20 protein-coding genes are annotated in these 24,360 nt (G+C 59.5%); 9 read left to right on the forward strand and 11 right to left on the reverse strand.

What is annotated here, in order from left to right; translation table 11 throughout:
• Nucleotides 1-89: 89 nt before the first annotated feature.
• From AC3IUF_RS15540 to AC3IUF_RS15555, 4 genes are all read left to right on the forward strand, one after another.
• Complete coding sequence (locus tag AC3IUF_RS15540) at nt 90-1,049, forward strand: LysR family transcriptional regulator (RefSeq protein ID WP_007913217.1); 960 nt, start codon at nt 90-92, stop codon at nt 1,047-1,049.
• A 141-nt stretch (nt 1,050-1,190) separates the two neighbouring features.
• Nucleotides 1,191-2,564, forward strand: coding sequence for an MmgE/PrpD family protein (locus AC3IUF_RS15545; RefSeq protein WP_489278496.1), 1,374 nt, complete (start codon nt 1,191-1,193; stop codon nt 2,562-2,564).
• A gap of 78 nt (nt 2,565-2,642) precedes the next feature.
• Nucleotides 2,643-3,878, forward strand: a complete 1,236-nt coding sequence (locus AC3IUF_RS15550) for an aromatic ring-hydroxylating oxygenase subunit alpha (RefSeq protein WP_447787553.1) — start codon at nt 2,643-2,645, stop codon at nt 3,876-3,878.
• A gap of 143 nt (nt 3,879-4,021) precedes the next feature.
• The gene (locus AC3IUF_RS15555) at nt 4,022-5,173 is read left to right on the forward strand and encodes an MFS transporter (protein WP_489278497.1); all 1,152 of its coding nucleotides are present in this window, start codon (nt 4,022-4,024) and stop codon (nt 5,171-5,173) included.
• Between the two features lie 8 nt (nt 5,174-5,181).
• Here AC3IUF_RS15555 and AC3IUF_RS15560 read toward each other — a convergent pair whose 3' ends face one another.
• The 3 genes from AC3IUF_RS15560 to yddG form a co-directional block, all read right to left on the reverse strand.
• Nucleotides 5,182-5,745: a hypothetical protein gene (locus AC3IUF_RS15560; RefSeq protein ID WP_489278498.1), complete on the reverse strand. Its 564-nt coding sequence runs from the start codon at nt 5,743-5,745 to the stop codon at nt 5,182-5,184.
• A gap of 18 nt (nt 5,746-5,763) precedes the next feature.
• Complete coding sequence (locus AC3IUF_RS15565) at nt 5,764-6,696, reverse strand: hypothetical protein (RefSeq protein ID WP_095112143.1); 933 nt, start codon at nt 6,694-6,696, stop codon at nt 5,764-5,766.
• 91 nt (nt 6,697-6,787) lie between these two features.
• The gene (gene yddG, locus AC3IUF_RS15570; protein WP_489278500.1) at nt 6,788-7,726 is read right to left on the reverse strand and encodes an aromatic amino acid DMT transporter YddG; all 939 of its coding nucleotides are present in this window, start codon (nt 7,724-7,726) and stop codon (nt 6,788-6,790) included.
• A 282-nt stretch (nt 7,727-8,008) separates the two neighbouring features.
• Between yddG and AC3IUF_RS15575 the strand changes: the two genes are divergently transcribed.
• The gene (locus AC3IUF_RS15575; protein ID WP_489278502.1) at nt 8,009-9,352 is read left to right on the forward strand and encodes an MFS transporter; all 1,344 of its coding nucleotides are present in this window, start codon (nt 8,009-8,011) and stop codon (nt 9,350-9,352) included.
• Between the two features lie 42 nt (nt 9,353-9,394).
• Here AC3IUF_RS15575 and AC3IUF_RS15580 read toward each other — a convergent pair whose 3' ends face one another.
• Together AC3IUF_RS15580 and AC3IUF_RS15585 are read right to left on the reverse strand one after the other, a co-directional pair.
• On the reverse strand, nt 9,395-10,510 hold the full coding sequence (locus tag AC3IUF_RS15580; RefSeq protein WP_489278503.1) for an aromatic ring-hydroxylating dioxygenase subunit alpha: 1,116 nt from the start codon (nt 10,508-10,510) through the stop codon (nt 9,395-9,397).
• 84 nt (nt 10,511-10,594) lie between these two features.
• Nucleotides 10,595-11,206 (reverse strand): dTMP kinase, encoded by a 612-nt coding sequence (locus AC3IUF_RS15585; protein ID WP_489278505.1) that lies wholly within the window; start codon nt 11,204-11,206, stop codon nt 10,595-10,597.
• A gap of 127 nt (nt 11,207-11,333) precedes the next feature.
• On the opposite strand from AC3IUF_RS15585, the gene AC3IUF_RS15590 reads away from it, so the two are divergent.
• Nucleotides 11,334-12,467 (forward strand): aminotransferase class V-fold PLP-dependent enzyme, encoded by a 1,134-nt coding sequence (locus AC3IUF_RS15590; protein WP_489278507.1) that lies wholly within the window; start codon nt 11,334-11,336, stop codon nt 12,465-12,467.
• Between the two features lie 185 nt (nt 12,468-12,652).
• On the forward strand, nt 12,653-13,774 hold the full coding sequence (locus AC3IUF_RS15595; protein WP_489278509.1) for an SMP-30/gluconolactonase/LRE family protein: 1,122 nt from the start codon (nt 12,653-12,655) through the stop codon (nt 13,772-13,774).
• 115 nt (nt 13,775-13,889) lie between these two features.
• Here the strand turns inward: AC3IUF_RS15595 and AC3IUF_RS15600 are convergent, their stop codons facing one another.
• Both AC3IUF_RS15600 and AC3IUF_RS15605 read right to left on the reverse strand, forming a co-directional pair.
• Nucleotides 13,890-14,399 (reverse strand): nucleoside deaminase, encoded by a 510-nt coding sequence (locus AC3IUF_RS15600; RefSeq protein ID WP_463543086.1) that lies wholly within the window; start codon nt 14,397-14,399, stop codon nt 13,890-13,892.
• A 31-nt stretch (nt 14,400-14,430) separates the two neighbouring features.
• On the reverse strand, nt 14,431-15,762 hold the full coding sequence (locus AC3IUF_RS15605) for a nucleobase:cation symporter-2 family protein (protein WP_489278511.1): 1,332 nt from the start codon (nt 15,760-15,762) through the stop codon (nt 14,431-14,433).
• A gap of 214 nt (nt 15,763-15,976) precedes the next feature.
• Here AC3IUF_RS15605 and AC3IUF_RS15610 point away from each other — a divergent pair, with 214 nt between their 5' ends.
• On the forward strand, nt 15,977-16,891 hold the full coding sequence (locus AC3IUF_RS15610) for a LysR family transcriptional regulator (RefSeq protein WP_007913252.1): 915 nt from the start codon (nt 15,977-15,979) through the stop codon (nt 16,889-16,891).
• Between the two features lie 50 nt (nt 16,892-16,941).
• Here the strand turns inward: AC3IUF_RS15610 and AC3IUF_RS15615 are convergent, their stop codons facing one another.
• From AC3IUF_RS15615 to AC3IUF_RS15630, 4 genes are all read right to left on the reverse strand, one after another.
• On the reverse strand, nt 16,942-20,031 hold the full coding sequence (locus AC3IUF_RS15615) for an efflux RND transporter permease subunit (RefSeq protein WP_489278513.1): 3,090 nt from the start codon (nt 20,029-20,031) through the stop codon (nt 16,942-16,944).
• Nucleotides 20,028-21,137, reverse strand: a complete 1,110-nt coding sequence (locus AC3IUF_RS15620) for an efflux RND transporter periplasmic adaptor subunit (protein ID WP_414894277.1) — start codon at nt 21,135-21,137, stop codon at nt 20,028-20,030. The genes AC3IUF_RS15615 and AC3IUF_RS15620 overlap by 4 nt, the downstream gene beginning before the upstream one ends.
• A 324-nt stretch (nt 21,138-21,461) precedes the next feature.
• Nucleotides 21,462-22,088 (reverse strand): TetR/AcrR family transcriptional regulator, encoded by a 627-nt coding sequence (locus tag AC3IUF_RS15625; protein ID WP_489278515.1) that lies wholly within the window; start codon nt 22,086-22,088, stop codon nt 21,462-21,464.
• A gap of 58 nt (nt 22,089-22,146) precedes the next feature.
• On the reverse strand, nt 22,147-23,313 hold the full coding sequence (locus AC3IUF_RS15630; RefSeq protein ID WP_489278517.1) for an MFS transporter: 1,167 nt from the start codon (nt 23,311-23,313) through the stop codon (nt 22,147-22,149).
• Nucleotides 23,314-23,410: 97 nt separating this feature from the next.
• On the opposite strand from AC3IUF_RS15630, the gene AC3IUF_RS15635 reads away from it, so the two are divergent.
• Nucleotides 23,411-24,316 (forward strand): LysR family transcriptional regulator, encoded by a 906-nt coding sequence (locus AC3IUF_RS15635; RefSeq protein ID WP_489278518.1) that lies wholly within the window; start codon nt 23,411-23,413, stop codon nt 24,314-24,316.
• Nucleotides 24,317-24,360 lie beyond the last annotated feature (44 nt).

Consider the following 24,360-nt stretch of genomic DNA (forward strand, 5'->3'; position numbering starts at 1 on the left):
CACAGCGACGCTCGCGTAGCCCTCCCCGCACGGTTCCGTTACCCTCCTCGCGCTTCGTTGGGGAGCTGTATCGTTAGGAGAGTGTACGAATGAGCAAGCATGTCGACCCTGACACCATCCTGCTGAAAATGCCGTCCTTGAGGGCTGTGAAGGCATTTGTCGCCGCGGCCAAATACGAAAGCTTTACCCGCGCGGCGGAGGCGCTGTGCGTTTCCCAAGCCGCGATCAGCCGGCAGATTCGTGAACTGGAAAGTTATCTGGGCGCGCAACTGTTTACCCGCGTCGGCCGGGCGGTGGAGCTGACGGCGGCCGGCGCGGTGTTCTTCGATGCCGCGCAACTGTCGTTCGTCAACATCGCGCAGGCCGCCGAACGCATCCGCAGCAGCCAGTCGACCAAGAAGGTCCTCACCGTCTGTTGCTCGCCGGCCTTTTCCGCACTGTGGCTGTCGAATCATCTGCAAGAGTTCTTCGCGCAGTGCCCGGATATCGAACTCAACCTGATCACCACGCAGAACTTTCTGACAATGGAACCCGGTGTGCAGCCGGACATCTTCATCACCAAGATTTCGCGCATCCGTGACGGTTATAGAAGCTATCCGTTGTGCCACGACGTGATTTATCCGGTGTGCACCCCGCAGTATCTGGAGAAACACCCGGAAATTTCGACGATCGAAGGCGTGCGCGATTCGGCATTGCTCAACCTGAGTCCCTATGGCCGCTCGCAAGTCGCCGAGCATGTCGACTGGGGCGTGTGGCTGGCGTTTCAGGCCATCGATATCGATGACCGTCCGCCGAACAGCCCCCAAATCTTCAACGCCAACGACTACAACCTACTCATCAGCATGGTCTTGACCCATCAGGGCATTGCGCTGGGCTGGAATCACTTGGTCACGGGGTTGGTGCAGCAAGGGTTGCTGGTGCGACCGATCGAGCAGCAGGTGCAATTGCGCAACAGCTGGCACTACCTGAGCTGTCGCGAAAGCTCCGAAAACGAAGACGAGTTGCGGCGTTTTCGTGAATGGATTCTGGCGAAGTTTCCCCGCCGTTAATCCGCACCGCACCGTCGTCGGATGATTTGGTTATCAATAGCCCGACGAAAATGTTGCTAGAGCGGCACCCTCCCCGTGGCTCATTGTTGAGTTGCGCCGGCCATGATCGGCCCGGCGCAACTCACAGGAAGGGATTGTTGAATGTCACTCTTCGAATTCTGTCGCGACTTTGATTTCCTCGATGCCCCGTTCAAGACCCGTGCAATTGTGCAGGACAGTCTGCTGGATATCGTCGGCGTCATGGCCGGCGCGGCCAGCAATGACACCAGTATCGCGATGCGGCGTTTTGCCGAACAGCATTACCCGGCGGGCGCCTACAGCAGTCGCCTGATCTTTGCCGGGCAGCGCGTCAACGTACTCGGTGCGGCTTGGGCCGGAGGTTTCAGCGCTGACAGCCTCGACGCCCACGAAGGCCACTTCAAATCCAAGGGGCACGCCGGAGCGACCGTTGTTCCCGCCGTGCTTGCCCTCGCCGATGCGCTGCATCATCAAGGCCAGTCGATCAGCGGCCATGCGCTACTGAGCGCACTGTGTATCGGTTATGAAACGGCGCTGCGGGCCGGTTCCGCCTTGATGGCGACCTCGCCGACTTATCACGCATCGGGTGGTTTTTCCGCGCTGGGCGTGGTCTGTGCCGGCGCGCGTTTGCTGGGCTTCGATGAGCCGACATTTCGCCATGCCTTGGGCATCGCCGAATACTTCAGTGCACGCTGCCCGATGATGCGCGTGGTGCAAGCGCCGACCATGCTGCGCGATGCCCACGGTGCAGGGGCATTTGCGGGATTGAATGCGCTGCTCATGGCCCGGGAAGGCATCACCGGTGCGCCGGCAGAAACAGTTGAAGACGTCACCGTCGCTGAATACTGGAGCGACATTGGTACACGTTGGGAGATCGACAGTCAGTACTTCAAACCCTGGCCAGTCTGCCGCTGGGCGCAACCGGCGCTGACCGCCATGCTCGAACTGCAGCGGGAAAATCCTCAGCTCGATGCCGACTCGATTGAAACCGTTCGTGTGGAAACGTTCTACGAGTCGATGTGTTTGCAGGGGCATACGCCGAATGACGCCGATGAGGCGCAGTATGCCCTCGCCTTTCCGCTGGCCGCACTGATTGTGCGGGGCAAGGTTGGTCCGGAGGAAGTCACCGGGGCGGCGATTTTTGCCGAAGATATTCTGGCGTTGAGCCGCCGTATCGAAATCGTCGAAGCCGCCGATATCTCCGCCCGATTCCCCGACGAAATCCTCTCGCGACTGACCATCAACCTGAAAAACGGTGCCGTGCTGGTCAGTCCGGTCACCGCCGCGCGTGGCGATCCCGAAACGGCCCTCAGCGCTGAAGAGCTGAGTCAGAAATTTGATCTGTTCGCCAGCGGTCTCGGTGTAGAACGCAGCGCCGAGGTGAAAACAGCGATCAAACACATTGCACAATCCAGCTGCGCCATTACGGTTCTGGAACCGATTTTTCACCCAGTGCTGGCACGCCAGTCAGACATCATCGATAACCCCAACGCATGAATTGCCCACAGCAAATGTCGTTTGTGATCGCTGTCCTGCGCCCTATAGGCTGAGGGCTATGTCGCCCCTGGGAGGATAATAATGAATAAAGAAAGCGTTTTTGACCTGATCGCACAGCGCAAACCCTGGCATTCGCTGCCGGGCGCCCTTTACAGCAATGAAAGCGTTTACCGTCAGGATCTTGAGCAGATCTGGCACAAGGACTGGATCTTCGCCGGCCACACCTTTGAAATTACCAAGCCGGGGCAGTATTTCACCCTGCAGATCGGTGACTACCCCGTTGCAGTGGTGCGCGGCAAAGACGGCGAGGTCCGGGCGTTCCATAACGCCTGCCGTCACCGTGGCGCAAAAATCTGCGAGGCCGATCACGGCAAAGTGGCGAAGATGGTTTGCCCGTATCACAAGTGGACGTATGAGCTGGATGGCAACCTGTTGTTCGCCGGCAACATGGGCCAGGATTTCGACAAATCCCAATACAGCCTGAAAAGCGTTCACTGCGAGATCGTCGATACCTACATTTACGTCTGCGTGGCCGCCAAGGCCCCGGACTTCGAGGGTTTTCGCAAAGCCGTCAGCCCTTTCATCGCGCCGCACTATCTTGAAAACTGCAAAGTGGCGTTCGAGTCGAACATCATCGAGAAAGGCAACTGGAAACTGGTCTTCGAAAACAATCGCGAGTGCTATCACTGCGACGGCTCACACCCGGAACTGTTGCATTCGTTCGTCGATAACCTGTCGGTGGGCGGCATCAGTGGTGAAGATGATCCCGAACTCTCGGCCTACTGGTCCAAGTGCGAGAGCGCCGGGTTGCCAAGCCGTTTGGTGATGGATATCAACGGCCAGTTCCGCATGACCCGTATTCCGCTGTCATCCGGCGCCGTCAGCTACACCATGGACGGCAAACCGGCCGTTGCCGGTCGCCTGGACAAGACAGCTGAAGCGGACATCGGCGCGCTGCTGTACTTCCACTACCCGTCCACCTGGAATCACTTCCTCGGTGACCATGCATTGAGCTTCCGGGTGCTGCCGATCAGCGCCACCGAAACCTTGGTCACCACTAAATGGTTGGTACCGGACAGCGCAGTGGAAGGTGTTGATTACGATATCGAGCGCCTGACCAAAGTCTGGATTGCCACCAACGATCAGGACCGCACGCTGGTCGAGGGTACCCAGCGTGGCGTGACTTCGCCTTCGTACGAGCCGGGTCCTTATTCGGAAACCGCCGAGACCGGCGTTTGTCAGTTCGATGACTGGTATTGCGCGACCATGATGGATCGGCTCAAAGGCCCTATTCCGTTGAAGTCTGTTGGCTGATCTGCGCTCTGTTCACTCATGTTAACCCTGCTCCCTGCCAGCATCCCGACGGATGCTGGCAGGGACTCTTTCGTCTCGAAAACCTGTTATTCCGGTTCGTCGCCAAAAAAAGCCGGGAGACACCGATAAGGATGTCCGCCTCAATGAACACCTCGACATCATCCGTGGCGACTTATGCAAACTACGGCGAACGCGTGTCGACGCGCATTGTATTTTTGATCACCGGCATTGTGATGTCGGCCTGGGCGCCACTCGTGCCGTTGGTGAAAGCGCGTACCGGACTGGACGACGGCGGACTGGGCCTGTTGTTGCTGGGATTTGGTATCGGCTCGATCGTCGCCATGCCGTTTGCCGGTTATCTGACTGCACGGTTTGGCTGTCGGCCAGTGATCATCTGCTCGACTGTCGCGTTGTGCGCAGTGTTGCCGATGCTGAGCCATCTAGCCTGGCTGCCGGGGCTGGCCCTTGCGGTGCTGGGGTTCGGCGCGAGCATGGGCATGCTCGATTGCGCGATCAATATCCAGTCCATCATTGTTGAAAAGAACAGCGGCGAAACCCTGCAATCCGGGTTCCACGGGCTTTACAGTGTCGGCGGTATCGCCGGTGCCGGGGCCATGACGGCGATGCTCAGCCTGGGGCTGGATCCGCTGTTGTCTGTGCTGAGTCTGGTGGCGATCATCCTCGCCGCACTGTACAAGGCTGCGCCGAGTTTGTTGCCCTATGGCACCGAGAGAGACGGCCCGTTGTTGGCGATGCCACGGGGGATCGTGCTGCTGTTGGGCAGCCTGTGTTTCATTGTTTTCCTGACGGAAGGCGCCATGCTTGACTGGAGCGCGGTTTTTCTCGCCTCGCAACGTGCAATGGAACCCAGCTACGCCGGTTTGGGTTATGCGAGCTTCGCCGCGGCGATGACCCTCGGGCGCCTGACCGGAGATGCCATCGTCAGCCGACTGGGTGGCGTTCGCGTGGTGGCGCTGGGCGGGATCTGCGCCGCGGCCGGCATGTTGGTTTCGCTTGTGTTCGAGAGCTGGCAGGCGGCATTGCTGGGCTATGCTTTGGTCGGCATCGGCTGCTCGAACATTGTCCCGGTGCTGTTTACTGCGGCGGGCCGGCAACAGCGCATGCCCCAGCGCACCGCGATTCCGGCGATCATCTCGATGGGCTACGCCGGCATTCTCATGGGCCCAGCGTTCATCGGCATGGTTGCGCATCTCAGTACGCTGGTGGTCGCATTGGGTGGCTTGGTTTTCCTGTTGTTGTTTGTCAGTTACGCCGCGAGATTTTTGAAGGCCTGATGCGCCGGTCACAAGTCTTTGGAACATTGATCGGCTTGAAGGAAATCTTTTAGCGAAGCCTGATAAAGGGTCAGTGGTCGATTGTCGGGCTGCGACAGTGCAAATGGAATCACCACGAGATGTGAAACCGTTGTGGCGTTTACTGAATAGGTTTTTTGCCTGCAAACGCCGTTTTCTTTATTCAGAATGAAATCAAACTTGAACAGGTCTGGCCTCGTACACCAACTCGGAATCAAACCAAAACTCAACCCCGTAAAATACTCTTGTGTGCAAGCGCCACCCAATGAAAATTCCGAGACTTTTATTTCCAATGCAGGCAGTTTCGAAGCTACAGGCCCGGAGCTGTGATCCTGTGCATTTGGAAACATGCTTTTTGTCAGCGCGTAGGCGTCTTTGCCAAGGCGACTGTTTTTCCAGGGAGAGTCTACTTCGTAGCTGAAGCTGGAGATGATTTCCTGGGTTGCGGTTCCAGCGTGTTCGTTGATTGTCGGCACGGTCGCATAGGAGGTACATCCTGAACACAGCATCGCAACACTGACGACAACACATCCATGAGTTATTAAGCGGCGCATTCTAAATTTCAGTCCCCACTATTGATCAGCCATTGCACTGGCGTTTTTCTGGCCTGCTTCGGCCAGCTTCTTTTGCACATAAAAAAGCATCAGCACCGAGTTTCTCTGAGCCTGCCGAGACTGTTGTTCGAACAACGCCACAAGCTCTTCTTCACGCTTGCACCCAGCATTGACATTGCCCTTTGCAAATTCGCAGGTACCGTATTGGCCCCAACCTTTGCGGGCTTCATCGGTGTTTCGCGCGGGGTAAACCCAATATGCGTTCCATGCACCGTCGACGACAGGTTTACCGGCCGCGTCTATCTGCTCTATCGCTTGCAAGGTTGCTGTGGCAGCGGCGTCCAGAAAACGTCGAGGGTTGGCATCGGCTTTATCCGCCTCATCACGAAGCGCCTGACACTGCACGTCAGACAAGTCGAACACTGGCAGCGCTTCAATGCTCTCGAACTCATCAAATGGATCGGAATGATTGCCCGGTAACTTTGCGTGGTAAGCCGGCACCACATGGCCGGGGACGCTCATGTCCTGTATGTAATGCAAAACCCTTCCTGCTTGCTCGTAGACCGCAACCGGGTCGGCATCAGGTTTCACCAGCAGCTCGTTCAGCTTCTTGATGCGTTTGTTGAAAATCGCGTCCAGATTGCGCTGGACCAACCAGAGTGGCTCAAGCTTTTCGTTGCGGTTGTAGAAATGCCAGTGGGTGATGCGTTGAAGGATCGTCAACGGGCTTGAGTCTTCTGCGTCCGTTCCATCAGCCAAGGCCTCGCCCAACTGCGCAGGAAGCTTTACTCCCGGGCAGCGCTGAAACGCCTGCGCCGCTTTCAGCGCGTAAGCCGAATGCAGCTCGGGGTTAAAGGCCATGGCCGGGGTTGAGGGGTTGAGCAGCAGTGATAAGCCCAGCACTGCCAAGTAACGGCTCGGGGCTGAACGGTCTACCGGGGTGGCTTCCATGCTGTTGCTCTCCATAAACCCGCGTGATTGGGGGAGACTTGCGTTGCGACGCTAATTTAGCATCCGGTAAGGGAGGCCGCTAAGGCCTGTTTCAGTGAGAGTTCTCGCGCACGCTGACCTTGATCGGTGTTGTCTGGGTTACGTCGCGCTGCCGGGTCGCATGCCAACACAGCAGCGAGCCCACCGTCACCAGCACGGCGCCCTGCCAGAACTGCATCTGCAAACTGACGCCAAGCCACACCGCAGCGAATGCTGACGACAGCACCGGCGCGGAGTAGGACGCGGTCGCCAGCAAGGTCAGGTTTCCGCGCAGAATGCCGATGTTCCACAGCGCGTAACCGCCAGCCATGGCGATTCCGGCTGCCAGCAGCTCCAGGGAGTTTTCCCAAGTGAATGGCGGAATCTGTTCCTGGCTCACGTACCACTTCCCCCACAGTACGACGGACGTCAGCACAAAAAACAGCACCACCAGATTCTGCCCGCCGGCATAGCGACGCGTGACATTGCAATACAGCGCAAAGGTGATCGCACAGGTCAATGCCAGGCTGTAGCTCAATGGGTTGGACTGAACATTGCGCACAATTCCCGGCAGCGATAAACCCTCGCCACTGACCACCCACAAGATGCCGAAAATCGCCAGCGCGGAACCCGGAATGATGAACCACCGGGTTTTCTGCCCGTTCATGACGATCGCCAGCACCGCGGTCAGGCATGGCCACAGATAATTGACCACACCCAGTTCGATGGCTTGATGGCGATCACTGGCGAAACCCAATGCCAACGACAGGCACACCTCATAAGCAACGAACAATGCGCTTCCGAGCAGTAGATAGAGCCTGGATGTCGAACGAATCCGCGGGCGGCCGAGAAATACTAGCAAGAGCATGGCGCCCAGCGAATAGATCAGCGCAGCGCCCCCCAACGGGCCGAAATGCTCGCTGACGCCCCTGATCAGTCCGGCAGCGGTACTCCACAAAACGATCGCCACCAAACCACACGCCGTGGCAGCCCGCTCACCTTTGATCAGCATCATGACTCCTGGCAGAAAATGGCAAACCGACCGCACAGGCTAACCAGCGCAAGAGGATCAATAAAGGAACATTTTTGCCCTGCAAAGGATGAGCTGTCGTTATAACTCAGCCTTGATTGACCTGCGTCCAACTGTCGCAGCAAACAGCCATTGGAAAATTCCGCACAAGCCTTAGAATCCGCGCGCTCTTGCAGTCGCCGGATCTGGCGACCGAAACGTATCCAACCGCCCTGCCCGTCTGGCGGGCACTTGCACCCCAACACACTTCGGCTTGGCAATCGCATGCGCAGCGGCGCACGTTGCGCTGTTCGTACTCCAGAGGTTTTTATGTCTCCGCGTTTGCTGGCCATGGCGCTGGCGCCCCTGCTCGGGCTGTTCATTGTTGCGCTGGGCAACGGTTTCATGTCGTCGCTGACCACCCTTCAACTGGACGCTGCCGGTGCGTCGACCACGATGATCGGCATCGTTTCATCGGCCTACTTCATCGGTCTGACCCTGGGTGCCGTGTTCAATGACCGCTTGATTCTGCGCATCGGTCATATCCGCGCCTACGGCAGCTTTGCCTCGCTGATCGCCGTGACCATCCTGTTGCAGGGATTGTTTTATGACACCTGGGGCTGGTTCGCCCTGCGCCTGATCAATGGCTGGGCCACGGTCGGCGTATTTCTGGTGATCGAAAGCTGGCTGCTGCTGGCGGGCGACGCGAAGATTCGCGGGCGCTTGCTCGCGTTGTACATGATCGTCTTGTACGGCGCCGGTGTGCTGGGTCAGGCAACGTTGGGCAAGATCACCGGGCTCAGCGACAGCGCACCGTTCATGGTCGCCGGCATGCTCGCTTCGTTGTCGGTGTTGCCGATCGTGATCCTGCCGCGCGTGTCGCCGCTGCTTGATCAGGTCGAGCCGCTCAAACCACGGCAACTGCTGGGCGTGACCCCGACCGGGCTGGTCGGCTGTTTCGGTTCGGGTGTGACCATCGCGGCGATCTACACCTTGCTGCCGTTGTATCTGCAACGCAGCGGTCTGAATGTCGGTGAAGTCGGCAGCATGATGGCCTGGACGATCCTCGGCGCGATGCTCCTGCAATACCCGGTCGGGCGTTGGTCCGATCGCAAGGATCGCTTGCAGGTGCTGACGATTCTGACAGTGGCGTGCACGGTGTTGTCGCTGTTGATCGTCCTGGTGCCGTTGTCCTCGACGATGCTCGCGGTGATGTTGTTTCTGCTCGGTGGCGGCGTATTCGCGCTGTACCCGGTTGCCGTCAGCCATGCTGCTGACCGTGCGCCTGCCGAAGCGTTGGTGCCGATGATTCAGGGCCTGCTGCTGATCAACTCACTGGGCTCGGCGATCAGCCCGATGATGATCTCGCCGGTGATGAATTCGTTCGGTGCCAATGGTTTGTTCTGGGTGTTTGCACTGGTCAATCTGTGCATGGTCACCTTCTTCCTGTGGCGCCGTGGCAAACGCCCGGTTCCGGCCAATCCCGCGCCGTTTGCAGCGGCAGCAACCTTCTCGCCGACAGGTGCGGAGCTGCGGGTGACCGAAGACTTGCGTCAAGCGGTGCAGGAGCATCCGCCGATGGTCGATGCATTGAGCGGTGAGCCTTCGCCTCAGTGCGAGACGCGCTAAGAGTTGCGCCAGTCTGCGTCAAGCGCAGTCTGGCTCGCACCACTATTCGGATTCGTGGGTGATGTCCACGAGCGGAATCGGCTCAATGGCCCACGCGCGAATCTGACGACGTTCGGGGCTGGGTATTGCGCAGGCCTTGCGTCCGGTGAAGGTTCGCGCAAGACGCTCTTCATCGATGCGCCAGCCGCGCTGTTCCAGTGCCTGTACGTCTCGGCGAAAGGCAATCTGCAGCGCGTCGGATTTCAGCGAAACCTCCTGCTGAAAAGAGTCCGGCACACGTTCGGGCCTGACGTTTTTCAGCACGGCATGATCTTGTTCGAAGATACGGATATTGCTCGCAATGAACCTGCGATCCAGCAGCCGTGAGCGCAGGAACGTTCTGCCCATCATCCACCAGGTGCGCGTGCGATTGGCGTCAATCGGGACATGCGCCGAGACGATGTAGATCCGCCAGCCGTTGGGCAACTCAAGCTCAAGCGTTGTGCACGGACCGGACAGGTGAAACCCCGGAACAGTAACCACACTGACAAACTCGGTGGAGGATTTACGCCGCAGCAGCCCTTTGCGTGCCGGTCTGCGCATGAGCATTTGGGCGCTACCGCTCCACGCATCGCTGTCGACCTCAAATGATTCAATCTCGGGATGATCCGGATCGCCGAAGGTTGAACCATGGACAAACGGTGCATGCGCGAAATCCAGACCGTTTTCGATAATCCGGTCCCAACTGGCCTGCCAGTCAAAGTGGCCCGAGACCACGCGGATGGCGGGATCGTCGATCCAGTCGAGCGTGGGCAATGGTGGGCGCTCAGACTCCGGCAGATCACCTAAAAACGCCCAGATCCAACCGTATCGCTCAAGCGTCGGGTACGCATCGACGCGGGCCTTGGCGGGAATCCGCACGTCCGGCTGCGCCGGTATCAGTGTGCACATACCATCAGCGCCAAACCGCCAGCCATGATAGGGACACTGCACGCTGTTGCCGACCTTGCTGCCGGCGGACAGTGAGCCGCCGCGATGCACGCAAATATCCGACAGCACGTGAGCGACACCCGCGTCATCGCGGAACGCCACAAAAGGTTGTCCGAGCAATTGAACCGGCATCAATCCATCAGTCAACTGCGACGATGGGAGAACGACATACCAGAGGTTTGTGAGCATGGGGGGCGTGTGATCCGTCAGTACAGTTAGCTCAGATCAGAGAAACCTGAAATTCAAATTAAACCAGCGCCTGCACATCGACAATCAGCCAAGCACTTTATAGATCTCTGCAACTACCTGAGTCGTTGCGGCTTCGATGGTTCCTTCGTTACGGCACAGCACCCAGCCATGATCGGCAACCGCCTGCTCAAACATCTCGCTACACACGACGTGCTCTGCGTGTTTCTGGATCACCGTGCCGCCCAGCCCTCGCGACCGGGCCGTCGCCCTCGCCCATGAAATATCCGGCGCGGTGACAACGCCGACATGCAGATCCGGCACGCGCACGCCTCGCTGCATGTTCAACTGCAGAATCTCGGCAAACGGCACGCTATGGCGAAATGCGGCGTCAGACGGATACCAGCGGTCGATCAGGATGATGCTGTCCAGTGGCTGTTTGGGCAGCACCTGCTGGGAAATCCAGCGACGGCTATCCGCAAGGCGTTGACACACCGCCCACTCCAGTTCCCGCGACGGATGTCTGGCGAGTTCGTTGACCAAGGCCATGGTTTCGCCGCGGTACGGATCGCTTTTTCTCTCGCAGAGCCGAATGACTTTGTGCTTGTCTGCCCGCAGTGCAGCGGTAACAGCCTCCAGCAGTGTGGTTTTGCCGGTGCCCTTGGGCCCATCCAGAGAAATAAACAGCGGCAGCTTCATGGTTCACGCAACGATTGAGACATTGCCGAGCACTCTAACCTCATTTGCGCAAATCAATGAGCTGATCCCTGCCCTTTGCCTACACTTGCTTGCCAATGATGTTTACCCCTCTGCCAAAGGAGTCACCATGTCCAAGCTCTATCCGAGCATCGATCCCGAGGGATTGGTCGAGTACTCAGTGGTCTACACCGACCGCTCGCTGAACCACATGTCGCAGTCCTTTCAAGGCGCAATGAAGAACATTTCCAAAACCTTGAAACAGGTCTACAACGCCGAAGCGGTGGCGGTGGTTCCGGGCAGCGGCACATTCGGCATGGAAGCGGTGGCGCGGCAGTTCGCCACCGGCCAGCCATGTCTGGTGATACGCAACGGCTGGTTCAGTTATCGCTGGAGCCAGATTCTGGAGATGGGCAACATCCCGGCGGCCACCACGGTGCTCAAAGCCCAGCCGGTCGAGACGGGGCGCCAGGCAGCCTACGCCCCGCCGCCGCTGGACGAAGTGCTGGCAGCCATTGCGGCGCAGAAGCCGAAAGTGGTCTTCGCCCCCCACGTTGAAACTTCATCCGGGATCCTCCTGCCCGACGAGTACCTGCGAGCCGTTGGCGACGCCGTGCATGCGGTGGGTGGCCTGTTCGTGCTGGACTGCATCGCCTCCGGCACGATTTGGGTGGATATGCACAAATGCGCCGTCGACCTGCTGATCAGCGCCCCCCAGAAAGGCTGGAGCGCCTCCCCTTGCTGTGCCCTGGTAATGTTCAGTGCTGGGGCGCTCGAGCGTATCGAACACACGCAAAGCAGCAGCTTCGCCTGCGACCTGAAAAAGTGGCTGCAAATCATGCAGGCCTACGAACAGGGCGGACATGCCTATCACGCGACGATGCCCAGCGATTCACTCGCGCGGTTCAACGACGTGATGAAAGAGACACAAGCGTACGGGTTCGACAAGGTTCGCGATGAACAACAGGCGCTGGGCGATCGGGTGCGTGCGCTGTTGACCGGCAAAGGCATCAAAAGCGTCGCCGCAGAAGGCTTTCAGGCGCCCGGCGTCGTCGTGAGCTACACCGATGATGCCGACATCAAAAGCGGCAAGAAATTTGCCCAACACGGCCTGCAGATCGCTGCCGGAGTACCGCTGCAATGCGATGAGCCGGCCGACTTCCAGACCTTTCGCCTCGGCCTGTTCGGGCTGGAGAAGCTACAGAATGTCGAGCGCACGGTCAGCCTGCTTGAGCAGGCGCTGGATGAGGTGATGGTTGACTAAAAGCTGTCCTTGCCCGCAGGACACGAAGTTATCGCATGCCAATTCTAAGGTGGAGGCCATGATGCTTACTGGCTTCCACTGCTACCTACGCCCATTGGCGTCGCGCAACGAACAACTTGTACGATGTCCTATCACGAGGTATTACTACGTCTCCCACATAAAAATAAAACCACGGAGATCGCTACATGGACTCATCCCTGTCCGCTCGACCTGAAAGCCCTGACCGAGCGCAAGGCAACACCCGCCGCAGCTTCCTGAAAAAATCCCTCGCCGTTTCCGCCACGCTCGCCACCGTCGGCAGCACCGCACTGACGCGGATCGCCGAGGCTGCCGAACCCTTGAGTCAGCGCTACCCTGATCCACTCATTCACATTCTCGACGACAGCTTCCTTGAACTACGTGTTTTCAACGCCAGTGTTGAAAAACTTGCCACCGGTATGCGCTGGGCCGAAGGACCGGTCTGGGTCGGTGATGGCCGCTACTTGCTGGTAAGCGACATTCCCAACAATCGCATCATGCGCTGGGACGAAATCACCGATACCTTCAGCGTGTACCGAGAACACTCGAACTTCTCCAACGGCATGTGCCGGGATCGCCAAGGGCGTCTGATCGTCTGTGAAGGCTCTACCACCACCAGCGAAGGCCGGCGCATCACGCGCACCGAAGCCAATGGCACGATCACCGTGCTGGCCGACAGCTTCGACGGCAAGCCCTTCAACTCGCCCAACGACATCGTCTGCAAAAGTGACGGATCGATCTGGTTCACCGACCCGCCCTTCCAGACCAGCAACAACTACGAAGGCCACAAGATCACTCCGAGCCAACCCCACGCCGTGTACCGCATCGACGGCGAGAGCAAAAAGGTCACGCGGGTCATCGACGATCTGAACGGCCCCAACGGTCTGTGCTTTTCTCCCGATGAGAAAACACTGTACGTCGTTGAAGGTCGCGCCAAGCCCAATCGCCTGATCTGGGCGATCGCGGTGAAGGACGATGGCACACTCGGCGAACGCCGCAAGCATATCGAAGGGCTGGACTATGCCGCGATCGACGGCATCAAGTGCGACGAAGCCGGCAACCTGTGGTGCGGCTGGGGCGGCAATGGTGATCCCAAGGCCGACCTGGAAAAACTCGACGGCGTGCGCGTGTTCAATTCGCAAGGCAAGGCCATCGGGCACATTTCCCTGCCAGAGCGCTGCCCGAATTTGTGCTTTGGGGGGCGCGAAGGCAATCGGTTGTTCATGGCCAGCAGTCACTCGATCTATTCGCTGTTTGTGAATACTCGGGGGACTACGTTTGCGTTGTAAAAGCGCGGTTCGTCTCGCGATGGATTCGTGAGAATTGCCGCGCATCCGAGAATGCGCGGCATTCAAGCTCGTTTACCGTCCCCGCCTCGCTGGACCTTGTGACGCGGACAGCAGTTTACGACCAGAAGCCTTTATGCGGTGCAGCCGCCTCGCCCTCCAGCATCGGCCCCAACACACTGACCTTGCGCTGCCCCTTGGCGAACACCTCGCGGCACGGCAGAGAGAACGTCGGGTTCTCCGGATGATCCCCCGTCAATCCCAGCAAGGCATGCTCCGACAAGGCATAAACCACTCGCCCGATTCCGGTCCAATACACCGCGCCGGCGCACATGCAGCAAGGTTCGGCGCTGGTGTACAGCGTGCACAGTTCCAGCTCTTGCGGCGACAGCAATTTTGCCGCTGCGGCGGCCGCCACCAACTCGGCGTGCTGCGTCGGATCGCCTTCCGGCGGCATCGAGTTATTCCCCGCTTCGACAATCACCTTGCCGTTGCGGTCGGCCACCAATGCCGCAAACGGATGGCGACCGCGTTGTTTCGATGCCTCGGACAAGGCGATGGTCTGGCGCAGCAAGGTCAGATCAAGCTCGCTGACGCCGGCCGGAATGAGCTGAGTGAATTGATTCATGGGTAACTCCTGGGCAGTGGAAAACAAACAGTCAGTCGGCCAGTTCAGCGCCGAGGGTTTCGGTCGATTTTTTTTCGTTGTTGAGCAGGATGTTGAGGGCGATGGCGGTGATCGCTCCGAGGAAAATCCCGCTGTCGAGCACCAGTTTCAACGTCGGACCGACGTGTTCGAACAGCGCCGGAAAGGACATCGGCAGCACCCCGACACTCACCGAAACCGCAACGATGATGCCGTTGCGCGTCCCCTCGAATTGCACCCGTGACAGTTCTTGAATGCCCGCCACCGTGGTCATGCCGAACATCACGATCGCGCAGCCACCGAGCACTGGCGTCGGCACGGCGGCGATCAACGCGCCGAGTTTGGGGAACAGGCCCATCAGCACCATGATTGCCCCGGCGGCGGCCACGACGAAGCGGCTTTTCACGTTGGAAAGCGCGATCAAACCGGTGTTCTGAGTGAAGGCGTTGTAGGGAAAGCTGTTGAACAAACCGCCGAGCATGGTCGACAAGCCGTCGGCGCGGAACGCGTTGCCGAGAGTCTGTTGCGTGGTCGGTTTGCCGGTCAGTTTGCCGATCGCCAAGCAGTTGCCGGTGGTCTCGGCCATGATCACCAGCATCGCCAGGGTCATGATCAGAATCGGCACTGGTGCGAATTCCGGCGCGCCGAAGGCGATCGGCGCACTCAGCTCAAACCACGCGGCTTCGCTGACCCGATTGAAGTGAGTCATGCCGCAAGCCGCTGCGATCAGACTGCCGACAAACAAGCCGATGAGCACGCTGAGGTTGCCGAGGAAGCCCTTGCATTTGGCATAGATCACCAGCGTCACGCTGACCGTGGCCAGACCCAGCAACAAGTTCGCCGGATTGCCGAAATCCGCCGAGTCGGGATTGCCGCCGCCCAGCCAGATCGCCGCCGCCGGCATCAGCGAGATGCCGATAATGGTGATCAGGCTGCCAATCACCACCGGCGGGAAAAACCGTAGCAAGCGGCTGAACACTGGCGCTAGCGCAATGGTGATAAAGCCCGCGGCAATCACCGCCCCGAAGATCTGGCTGAGTCCGAACTCTTTGCCGATCATGATCATCGGCGCCAGGGCAATAAACGAGCAGCCCTGAATCAGCGGCAGCCGCGCGCCGAACTTCCAGAAGCCGAGGGTTTGAATCAACGTCGCCACACCCGAGGTCAACAGGTTGGCGTTGATCAGCAACACCACCTGCGCCGAGGTCAGCCCCATCGCGCTACCAAGAATCAGCGGCACCGCCACCGCTCCCGCGTACATCACCAGAACATGCTGCAAGCCAAACGTGAACAACTGTCGCAGTGGCAAAACCTCGTCCACCGGATGAATGCGTTGTGTGGTCATTTCACACGCTCCTGAAGGTGCGGCATCTGTTGAGATCGCGGGCATGCTCAGGGGCGCTTGAAAGTCAGATCGCCCCGGAGATCGTTTGACGCGAGGCCATAGTTGAACGTTTATTGCGATGAACAAAATTAGCAACCATCGCTTTTTTCGATGGCACGAATCTGGCGTTGGTTATCTGCTTTAAACCCCCATCCTCGACCCGGGAGTCCACCGCTTGCGCTTCTCACTCGATCAACTGTTGATGTTTGTCCAAGTGGTCAAAAGCGGATCGTTTTCCGCCGCCGGGCGCAAACTGGGCAAGACCCAATCGACCATCAGCGCGGCGATTGCCAACCTCGAAACCGACCTTGGCGTCGACCTGTTCGACCGCACTAACCGCAGCCCCGCCCTCACCGCCAGCGGCCACAAATTGCTGGTGCAGGCCGAAGCCGTGCTCGAACGCTGCATGACCTTCGAAGCCCACGCCGATTGCCTTTCGGACAACGTCGAAACCAGCCTGACGCTCGCCATTGAAACGCCGTACGGGCCGATCATGCCGGTGCTCAAAGCCTTCGAAGCCGCGTTCCCCTTTGTCGACCTGATCATCCGCCATCCGGTTTACGGCGACGTTAGCGAACTGGTCAGCAGCGGCGAAGCGGTGCTCGGTGTGGCGTTCTCACAGCCCGGCTATCCCAAGGAGCTGGCGTTTCAGCAACTGGGCAAACTGATCATGCTGCACGTCTGCCACCCCGAGCACCCATTGGCGCAACTCGACAACGTCACGTTCGACGACCTGCACGTCCATCGCCGACTGGCCTTCAGCGCCCACGCGAGCAAACTGCCGAGCAGCGAATACCTGCGCTCGACCCAGTTGTGGCAAGCGGAAAGCTATCTGGCGTTACTGGAAATGGTCCGCGCCGGGCTCGGCTGGGCCACCCTGCCCCGCCAGCTCGTTCAGCGCGAACTGGCCAAGGGTGAGCTGGTGGAATTGCAGCTCTCGGCGTATCCGCATACCGACTGGCAGATTGGTGTCGATTTGCTGTGGGCGCGGCAGCGGCCGCTGGGCAAGGCCGAGCGGTGGCTGAAGGAGAAATTGCAGGGCAACAAGGTGTATGAACTGGATCGCAATGGGCAGATCACCACGCTTTGACGTGGGACAACAAGGCCCGCCAAAGCGGGCCTCGATTGCAGGCGTTGTCACTACGCCAGTCTGACTGTTTCAGTCTGAACCTTGTGCTCAGGGCGGATCTTGAACCAGATGGAATACATCGCCGGCAGGAACACCAGCGTCATGATGGTGCCGACGAATGTGCCGCCAATCAGGGTGTAAGCCAGCGTGCCCCAGAACACCGAGTGTGTCAGGGGAATAAAGGCCAGGATGGCCGCCAGCGCCGTCAGCAGGACCGGTCGCGCACGTTGCACCGTGGCTTCGACCACAGCGTGGAACGGGTCCAGTCCTTCCAGCGTGTTGTGATGGATCTGCCCGATCAGAATCAGCGTGTTGCGCATCAGGATTCCCGACAGCGCAATCAGCCCGACCAGTGCATTGATGCCAAATGGTTGATTGAAGATAAGCAGTGTCGGCACCACACCAATCAAGCCTAATGGCGAGGTGAGGAAGACCATGATCATCGCCGCGATCGAACGCACCTGCACCATGATGATCAGCAACGTCATGGCGATCATGATTGGCAGCAAGGGCAAGATCGCCTTGCCCGCTTTACCGGACTCCTCGATGGCACCCGCCTGCTCGATTCGGTAACCCGAAGGCAGTTTTTCAATGATCGGCTGCAATTGCTTGAGGATCTCACCCGACACATCCGGAGGCTGCAAACCTTCGGCAATGTCGCCACGCACGGTGATGGTTGGCGTGCGGTCACGGCGTCGCAGAATAGGATCCTCCATGCGCACATCGACCTCGCCGATCTGCGACAAAGGGATGCGTTGTCCCGCCGCGCCGACCAGGGTGAAACCCTTGATTTGCGCCGGGTCGAGCCTGATATTACCCGCCGCACGCCCGACGACCTGCACGGAACGAATATCCTCGCGAACCGCCGTTATCGGCACTCCGCTCAGCAGAAACTGCAGTTGCTGGGCAACCGCATTGGAGGTCAACCCCACGGCTTGCAGGCGGTCCTGATCGAGATTGAAATGCAATGTCGGGGTCAGCGGCCCCCAGTCAGTGTTCACCGTTCTCATCATCGGGCTGTCTTGCAGCACGCCGCGGACCTGCTCGGCGATGTCGCGCAACTTCGCCGGCTCAGGTCCCATCACCCGGTAGGCAACCGGAAACGGCGAATAAGGACCAAAGACAATTTGCGTGGCCCTGACACGAGCCTCCGGCGCGAGGCCTTCTGCAACCGCTTCGCGCAGCCGGAACTTGAGGGTTTCGCGTGCTTCCTGACTGTCCGTGAGCACCACGATTTTGGCAAAAGAAGGATCGGGCAGTTCTGGCGCCATCGCCAGGAAGAAACGTGGCGCACCCTGGCCGATATAGGCGGTGACGATTTTGGCCTCATCCTGCTTTTGCAACCAGGCTTCGACCTTGGCGGCCGTGGCGCTGGTCTGCTCGATCGAAGTGCCGTAGGGCATCTGCACCTCGATCATCACCTCGGGGCGGTCAGAGGTCGGGAAGAACTGTTTCTTCACCAGCCCCATGCCTGGAACGGCGATGAAAAACAGCGTGACCACCGTGCCCGCCACCAGCCATTTGCGAGCGATCACCGCGGTCAGCAGCCGGCGGAAACGGTTGTAATTCGGCGTATTGTAGATCGCCGCGTGGCCACCTTCGACCTTCTTGATGTCCGGCAACAACTTCACGCCCAGATACGGGGTGAACGCCACCGCGACAACCCAGGACGCGATCAGCGCGATGCCGACAATCCAGAACATATTGCTGGTGTACTCGCCGGCAGTGGACTGGGCAAAACCGTTCGGCAAGAAACCGATTGCCGTCACCAGCGTACCGGACAGCATCGGCGCCGCCGTATGGCTCCAGGCATACGCGGACGCTTTGATGCGATCGTAGCCCTCCTCCATTTTCACCACCATCATTTCAATGGCGATGATCGCGTCATCGACCAACAGCCCGAGCGCGAGGATCAATGAGCCGAGGGTAATGCGATCAAAGTTCTTGCCGGTGGCGGCCATCACCACGAACACGATCGCCAGGGTCAACGGCACAGCCGCGGCGACCACCACCCCGACCCGCCAGCCCATGCTGAGAAAGCACACGAGCATGACCACCAGCAGCGCGACAAAAAACTTGACCATGAACTCGCCGACCGCCGAGTCAATATTGACTGCCTGGTCGGTGACTTTGGCGAGTGTCATGCCCAGTGGTATTTCCGCATTAATCCGCGCGGTCTCCGCATCCAGCGCCTTGCCCAGATCGAGACCGTTCCAGCCCTCGCGCATCACCACGCCCAGCAGCAGCGCGTCTTCGCCGTTATTGCGCACAACAAAGGTCACCGGATCTTCGTAACCGCGTTCAACCATCGCGACATCAGAGAGCTTGAGCGTGCGGCCCTGCACGGAGACCGGTGTGTCGCGAATTTTCTGCACCTTGTCGAAAGCACCGTCGAGACGCAGAAACACCTGTGGCCCGTTGGTTTCGATGGAGCCGGCGGGCGTCAGCACGTTCTGACTGTTCAGCGCGGCGAAGATGTCCTGCGGTGACAAGCCGAGAGTCGCCAAGCGGTCATGGGAAAACGAAACGTAGATGCGCTCGGCTTGCTCACCGATGATGTTGACCTTCTTCACCCCTGGCACGTGTAGCAGACGCTGGCGCATGGCTTCGGCATCACGCACCAGCAAGCGCTGCGGCTCGCCCTTGGCTTTCAAGGCGAACAGCGCGAAGGTCACGTCGGAAAACTCATCGTTGACCATCGGCCCGATAACACCGGCCGGCAGCCTGATGGCTTCATCGTCGAGCTTCTTGCGTGCTTGATAGAACTCTTCCTGCACTTGCGACGGCGGCGTGCTGTCGAGCAACGACACCATCGTGAACGCCAGTCCAGGGCGGGTGTAGGTTTCCGAGCGGTCGTACCACTTGAGTTCCTGCAGGCGCTTTTCAAGGGGTTCGGCGACCTGATCCTGCATCTCCTGCGCCGTCGCGCCCGGCCACGCGGTAATCACGGTCAACTGCTTGACCGTAAACGGTGGATCCTCCGCACGCCCCAATTGAAAGAACGACAACGTCCCGGCAACGGCAATCAGGAAAATCAGGAACACCGTGATCGCCCGCTCGCGAACGGCGATGGCGGACAGGTTGAATCGCCCCTGGCTCATGGGCGACTCCCGGCAACGCTGGCTTCGCTCTGTTGCGGTAATCGCACCTCTTCGCCATCGCGCAGCAGATGGGCGCCCAACGCCACCACCTGCTCACCGGCAGTGAGGTCGCCGGCGATGCGCGCCGAATCATCGCTCAACCCCAGCACCTTAACCGCTCGCCAAGCCACCTTTGCCGGTGTTCCGGTGATCACCCACACACCGGGTCCTTTGCCCGGGTCGTAAATCGCGGCGATGGGGACTTGTAACGCCTGTGTCTGGGAGGCGCCCTCGGCAATGCTGAGGGTGACGGTCGCACCGATCGGCGCGTTGGCCAGCGGCCCCTCAAGCACATAGCGCGCTTCGAATGTGCGCGTCGTGCGGTCCGCGGAGTCCGAAAGCAGCCGCAGTTTTGCCGTCACCGCCGCTGAATTGACCCCGTAGAGGCTGGCTTGTGCGGTGGAACCGGCTGCCGGACGCAACGTTTCGGGCAGATGCACGATGGCTTCGCGCTGACCTGCGCGCGCCAGTCGAACCACCGGTTGTCCCGGGCTTACCACTTGTCCAGGTTCAGCGAGTGTTTCCACTACCACGCCGTCCGCATCAGCAACCAGCAACGCATAACCTGAAGCGTTACTCGCTACGTCCGCTTGCGCCTGCGCGGCGTTGAGCTGCGCCTTTGCAGTCTCCGCAGCGGCTCTGTACTGGTCGTAGGCTGATGCCGAAATGGCGCCAACGCCGACCAGTTTGCGATAGCGAGCCTCGTCGTCGGCTGTCTGTTTGGCGCTGGCGCGAGCCGCTATGACCGCCGCCTGCTGCGCCCGCGCTTGCAGTCCAAGGTCGATCGGGTCAAGACGCATCAGCGGCTGCCCTCGCTTGACGACCTCCCCCGTATCAACCAGACGTTCGAGCACCTTGCCCGAAACGCGAAACCCCAGGTCGCCCTGAACGCGCGCCGCGACCACTCCGGTGAAAGAACGAGCGACATCGGGTGACGCTTGAACCGCAGCGGATCTGACCAGCGGCGCCTGAGTGCGGGGATCTGCAACGCTCGAAGATTCGCCACAGGCGCTCAGGGCGAGAGGCAGCAAGCATGCGGCAATGGGGAAAGGTCGGAGCCGGCGCATAGATTCCCTTACTGAGGAATAGGATGATCATCATATTCTCAGCCTTGTGACCAATATCGTCAATAGTCACAACATGAGAAATAACTGCATCCTGGCCATCAGCAATATCGGACTACGGATCGACTGACGGGCCTGACTCGCTATTGCTAGGTCACCTGGCATCTAGACTTGTATGTAGCCATATCACTCATATGACCAACTCCGATAATGGTCACTTCCAGTTGAATGTATAGCTCTCCCGCCGCTCATGTGCAGGGAACAGGAACCATGATAAGAGGATGTCGCCTTGAATTGACTCGCCTGAAAATTCTGCTCAGGGAAGGGTCAAGGCATGAGGCTGCGCAGGATGAGATTGGTGGTCAGCGTGGGCGCTTGTTCGATCAGATCCAGATTGTGTTGCAACAGCAGCGGGTTGACGAAAGGTCGCAACGCCAGATGGATCGCCTCGACCGTCTCGTCCAGCGGAGTCTTGCGCTCGAACTCCCCCGCTTCTCGCCCTTGACGCACGATATCGAGGATAAAACCCTTGATCTGCGCCTCATACACCTGGGCACTGTTCCAGCGCTCCGAAGCGGAAAACGCCGCGATGTCGTAAAGCTTGCGGTCGTTGAAGAACAGATCCACACCCGTAGCGATCACGGTTTTCACCAACCTGCGCAAACGCTCGGTGGCTGAAACCGCTTCGGTATTAATCGCTTGTTCGACCGCCGCAGCAATTTGGCCCAGGCAGTTGGCGCAAATGGCCTCGCCAATCGCTTGCTTGGAATCAAAGAACTTATAGATGTAGGCCTTGGAAAAACCGATGGCCTTGGCCAGGTCGGAAACCGTGGTTTTACCGTAGCCGTATTGGCTGAAGTGCTCATTGGCCGCGGCGACAATCTGGTCACGAATGTCGTGTTCGGCGGGGCCGCGAGTGCTCGGCGAGGAGGTAGATAGGGATGGCTGATTCATGGGGGCAGCTTACTCATCCTCTCGAATACTGACAACTCGCCGAGCATTGTTGAACGTGTTACACCACGGCGGCTTCAACCGTTCTGGAGCGCCACGCAAACGCCAACACCATCAGCAACCCCAGGCCCGCCATTGCCGCGCCGGCCAGGGAGATCGCCGGATAACCCAGCCCGCTGCTGATCACCGCGCCGCCCAGCGCCGCACCAATCGCATTGCCGAAGTTGAAGGCGCCGATGTTCACCGCCGAGGCCAGATTGGGCGCGTCCTTCGCCGCTTCCATCACACGCATCTGCAGCGGCGGCACCAGGGCGAAGCTGGCGATACCCCAGATCAGGATGGCCACGGCGGCCGGCAGCGGCCAGCGCATCAGTACGGTGAACGCCAACAAGACCACAATCAGCACGCTCAACGAGACGATCAGGGTGCGATCGATTGAGCGGTCAGCGGCCTTGCCGCCCCACATGTTGCCCAGTGTCAAACCGACACCGTAAAGCATCAGCATGGCGGTGATGAAGGCGGTGGACGCATGGGTCTCGCTGCTGAGGATCGGTGCGATGTAGGTGAAGACGGTAAACATTGCACTCGAGCCGACGACGGTCAGGGCCAGCGCGGCCAGCACGGGGCCGCGCCCCAACACTCGAATTTCTGCCATGACACCGACGCTTTGCGGCGCCCGCACGTTGGGCAAGGCGAACCACAACGCGACCATCGTCACCACGCCGAGGCCGGTAATGCCCCAGAACGCGGTGCGCCAACCAAACATTTCGCCAAACCAGGCAGCCAGCGGCACACCGCCGATGGTCGCCAGGGTCAGGCCCATGAACATAGCAGCAACCGCCCCGGCACGTTTTTCCGGGGCGACCAGGGTGGCAGCGACGACGGAGCCAACGCCAAAGAAGGCACCGTGGTTCAGTGAGGTCACGACCCTGGCAACCATGAGGCTGTAGTAATCGGTGGCCAACGCTGACATCAGATTACCCAGGGTGAAAATCGCCATGAGCCCGATCAGCAGATAGCGCCGGGGAATCTTGCCGGTGGTCAGAGTCATCAGTGGTGCGCCGAGCAATACGCCCAACGCATATGCACTGACCAGCAAACCGGCAGCGGGAATGGAAACGCCCAGATCCGCAGCGATACCCGGCAACATGCCCATGGGGGCGAATTCTGTGACGCCGATGCCGAAGGCACCGACGGCAAGTGCAACAAGTGGTGGATTGATACGCATGGAAAGCTCCTTATCTATGCCGCCAATGCTACGATCCCGTCTTTTAAGGCGGTAGATAGCATTTTTGGCAATCACCTTTGCGTAGGAGGCACAAGTGGTGGATTTCAACGGCAGGTCAGGTGAAATGAGCGTGTTCACCACCGTGGCGCAGGAAGGCAGTCTGTCGGCTGCCGCGCGTACACTGGGCCTGACACCTTCGGCAGTCAGCAGGATCATTGCGCGCACCGAGCAACGGCTTGGCACTCGCCTGCTGTTGCGCACCACCCGAGCAATTACCTTCACGGCCGAGGGCGAAGCGTTCCTGCGCGGCGCCCGGCGTATCCTCGCCGACATGGACGAGGTCGAAGAAGCCATCGCCGACCAGGGCGTGCCCAAGGGGCGATTGCGGGTCAGTGCCGCCCTTGGTCATGGACGCCTGGCCATCGTGCCCTTGGTCGCAGCCTTCAGCGCCCGTTACCCGAACATCGTCGTCGACCTAACCCTCGGCGACGAAGTGGTCGACATTCTCGGCGGGCAGGCCGACGTCGCGGTGCGCTTCGGCCATCTGCCCGACAGCCCGCTGACCGCACGCAGGATCGGCACCACCGGCCAGGTCGTGGTGGCATCGCCCGAGTATCTGCAGCGCCACGGAGTCCCGCAGGAACCGGAAGACCTGCTCCAGCACAACTGCCTGCGCTTCAATTTCAAGCGTGCCGAACCCAACTGGCCATTCATCCGCGATGGCAAAGCGTTTTCCCTGAAGGTCAGTGGCAACATCGAATGCAGCAGTGGTGAAGCGCTGGCACAATTCGCGCGAGTGGGCGCCGGCATTGCCCGTATCGGAGAGTTCAGCGTGAGTGAGGATCTGCAGCGTGGCGACCTGATTGCGCTGTTGCAAGACTGGAATCCGGGGGATCAGGAACCGATTCATGCGGTGTTCGTCGGTGGCGCGGCGATGCCGGCGCGGGTGCGCTTGTTCGTCGACTTCTTGCTGGAACATCACCGGATGTCAGCGCAGGTATAAGCTGATATGTGCGCAGCGGTTGCGGATAATTCGGCGCGGGCGAA

The organism is Pseudomonas sp. KH_040, assembly GCF_057839305.1.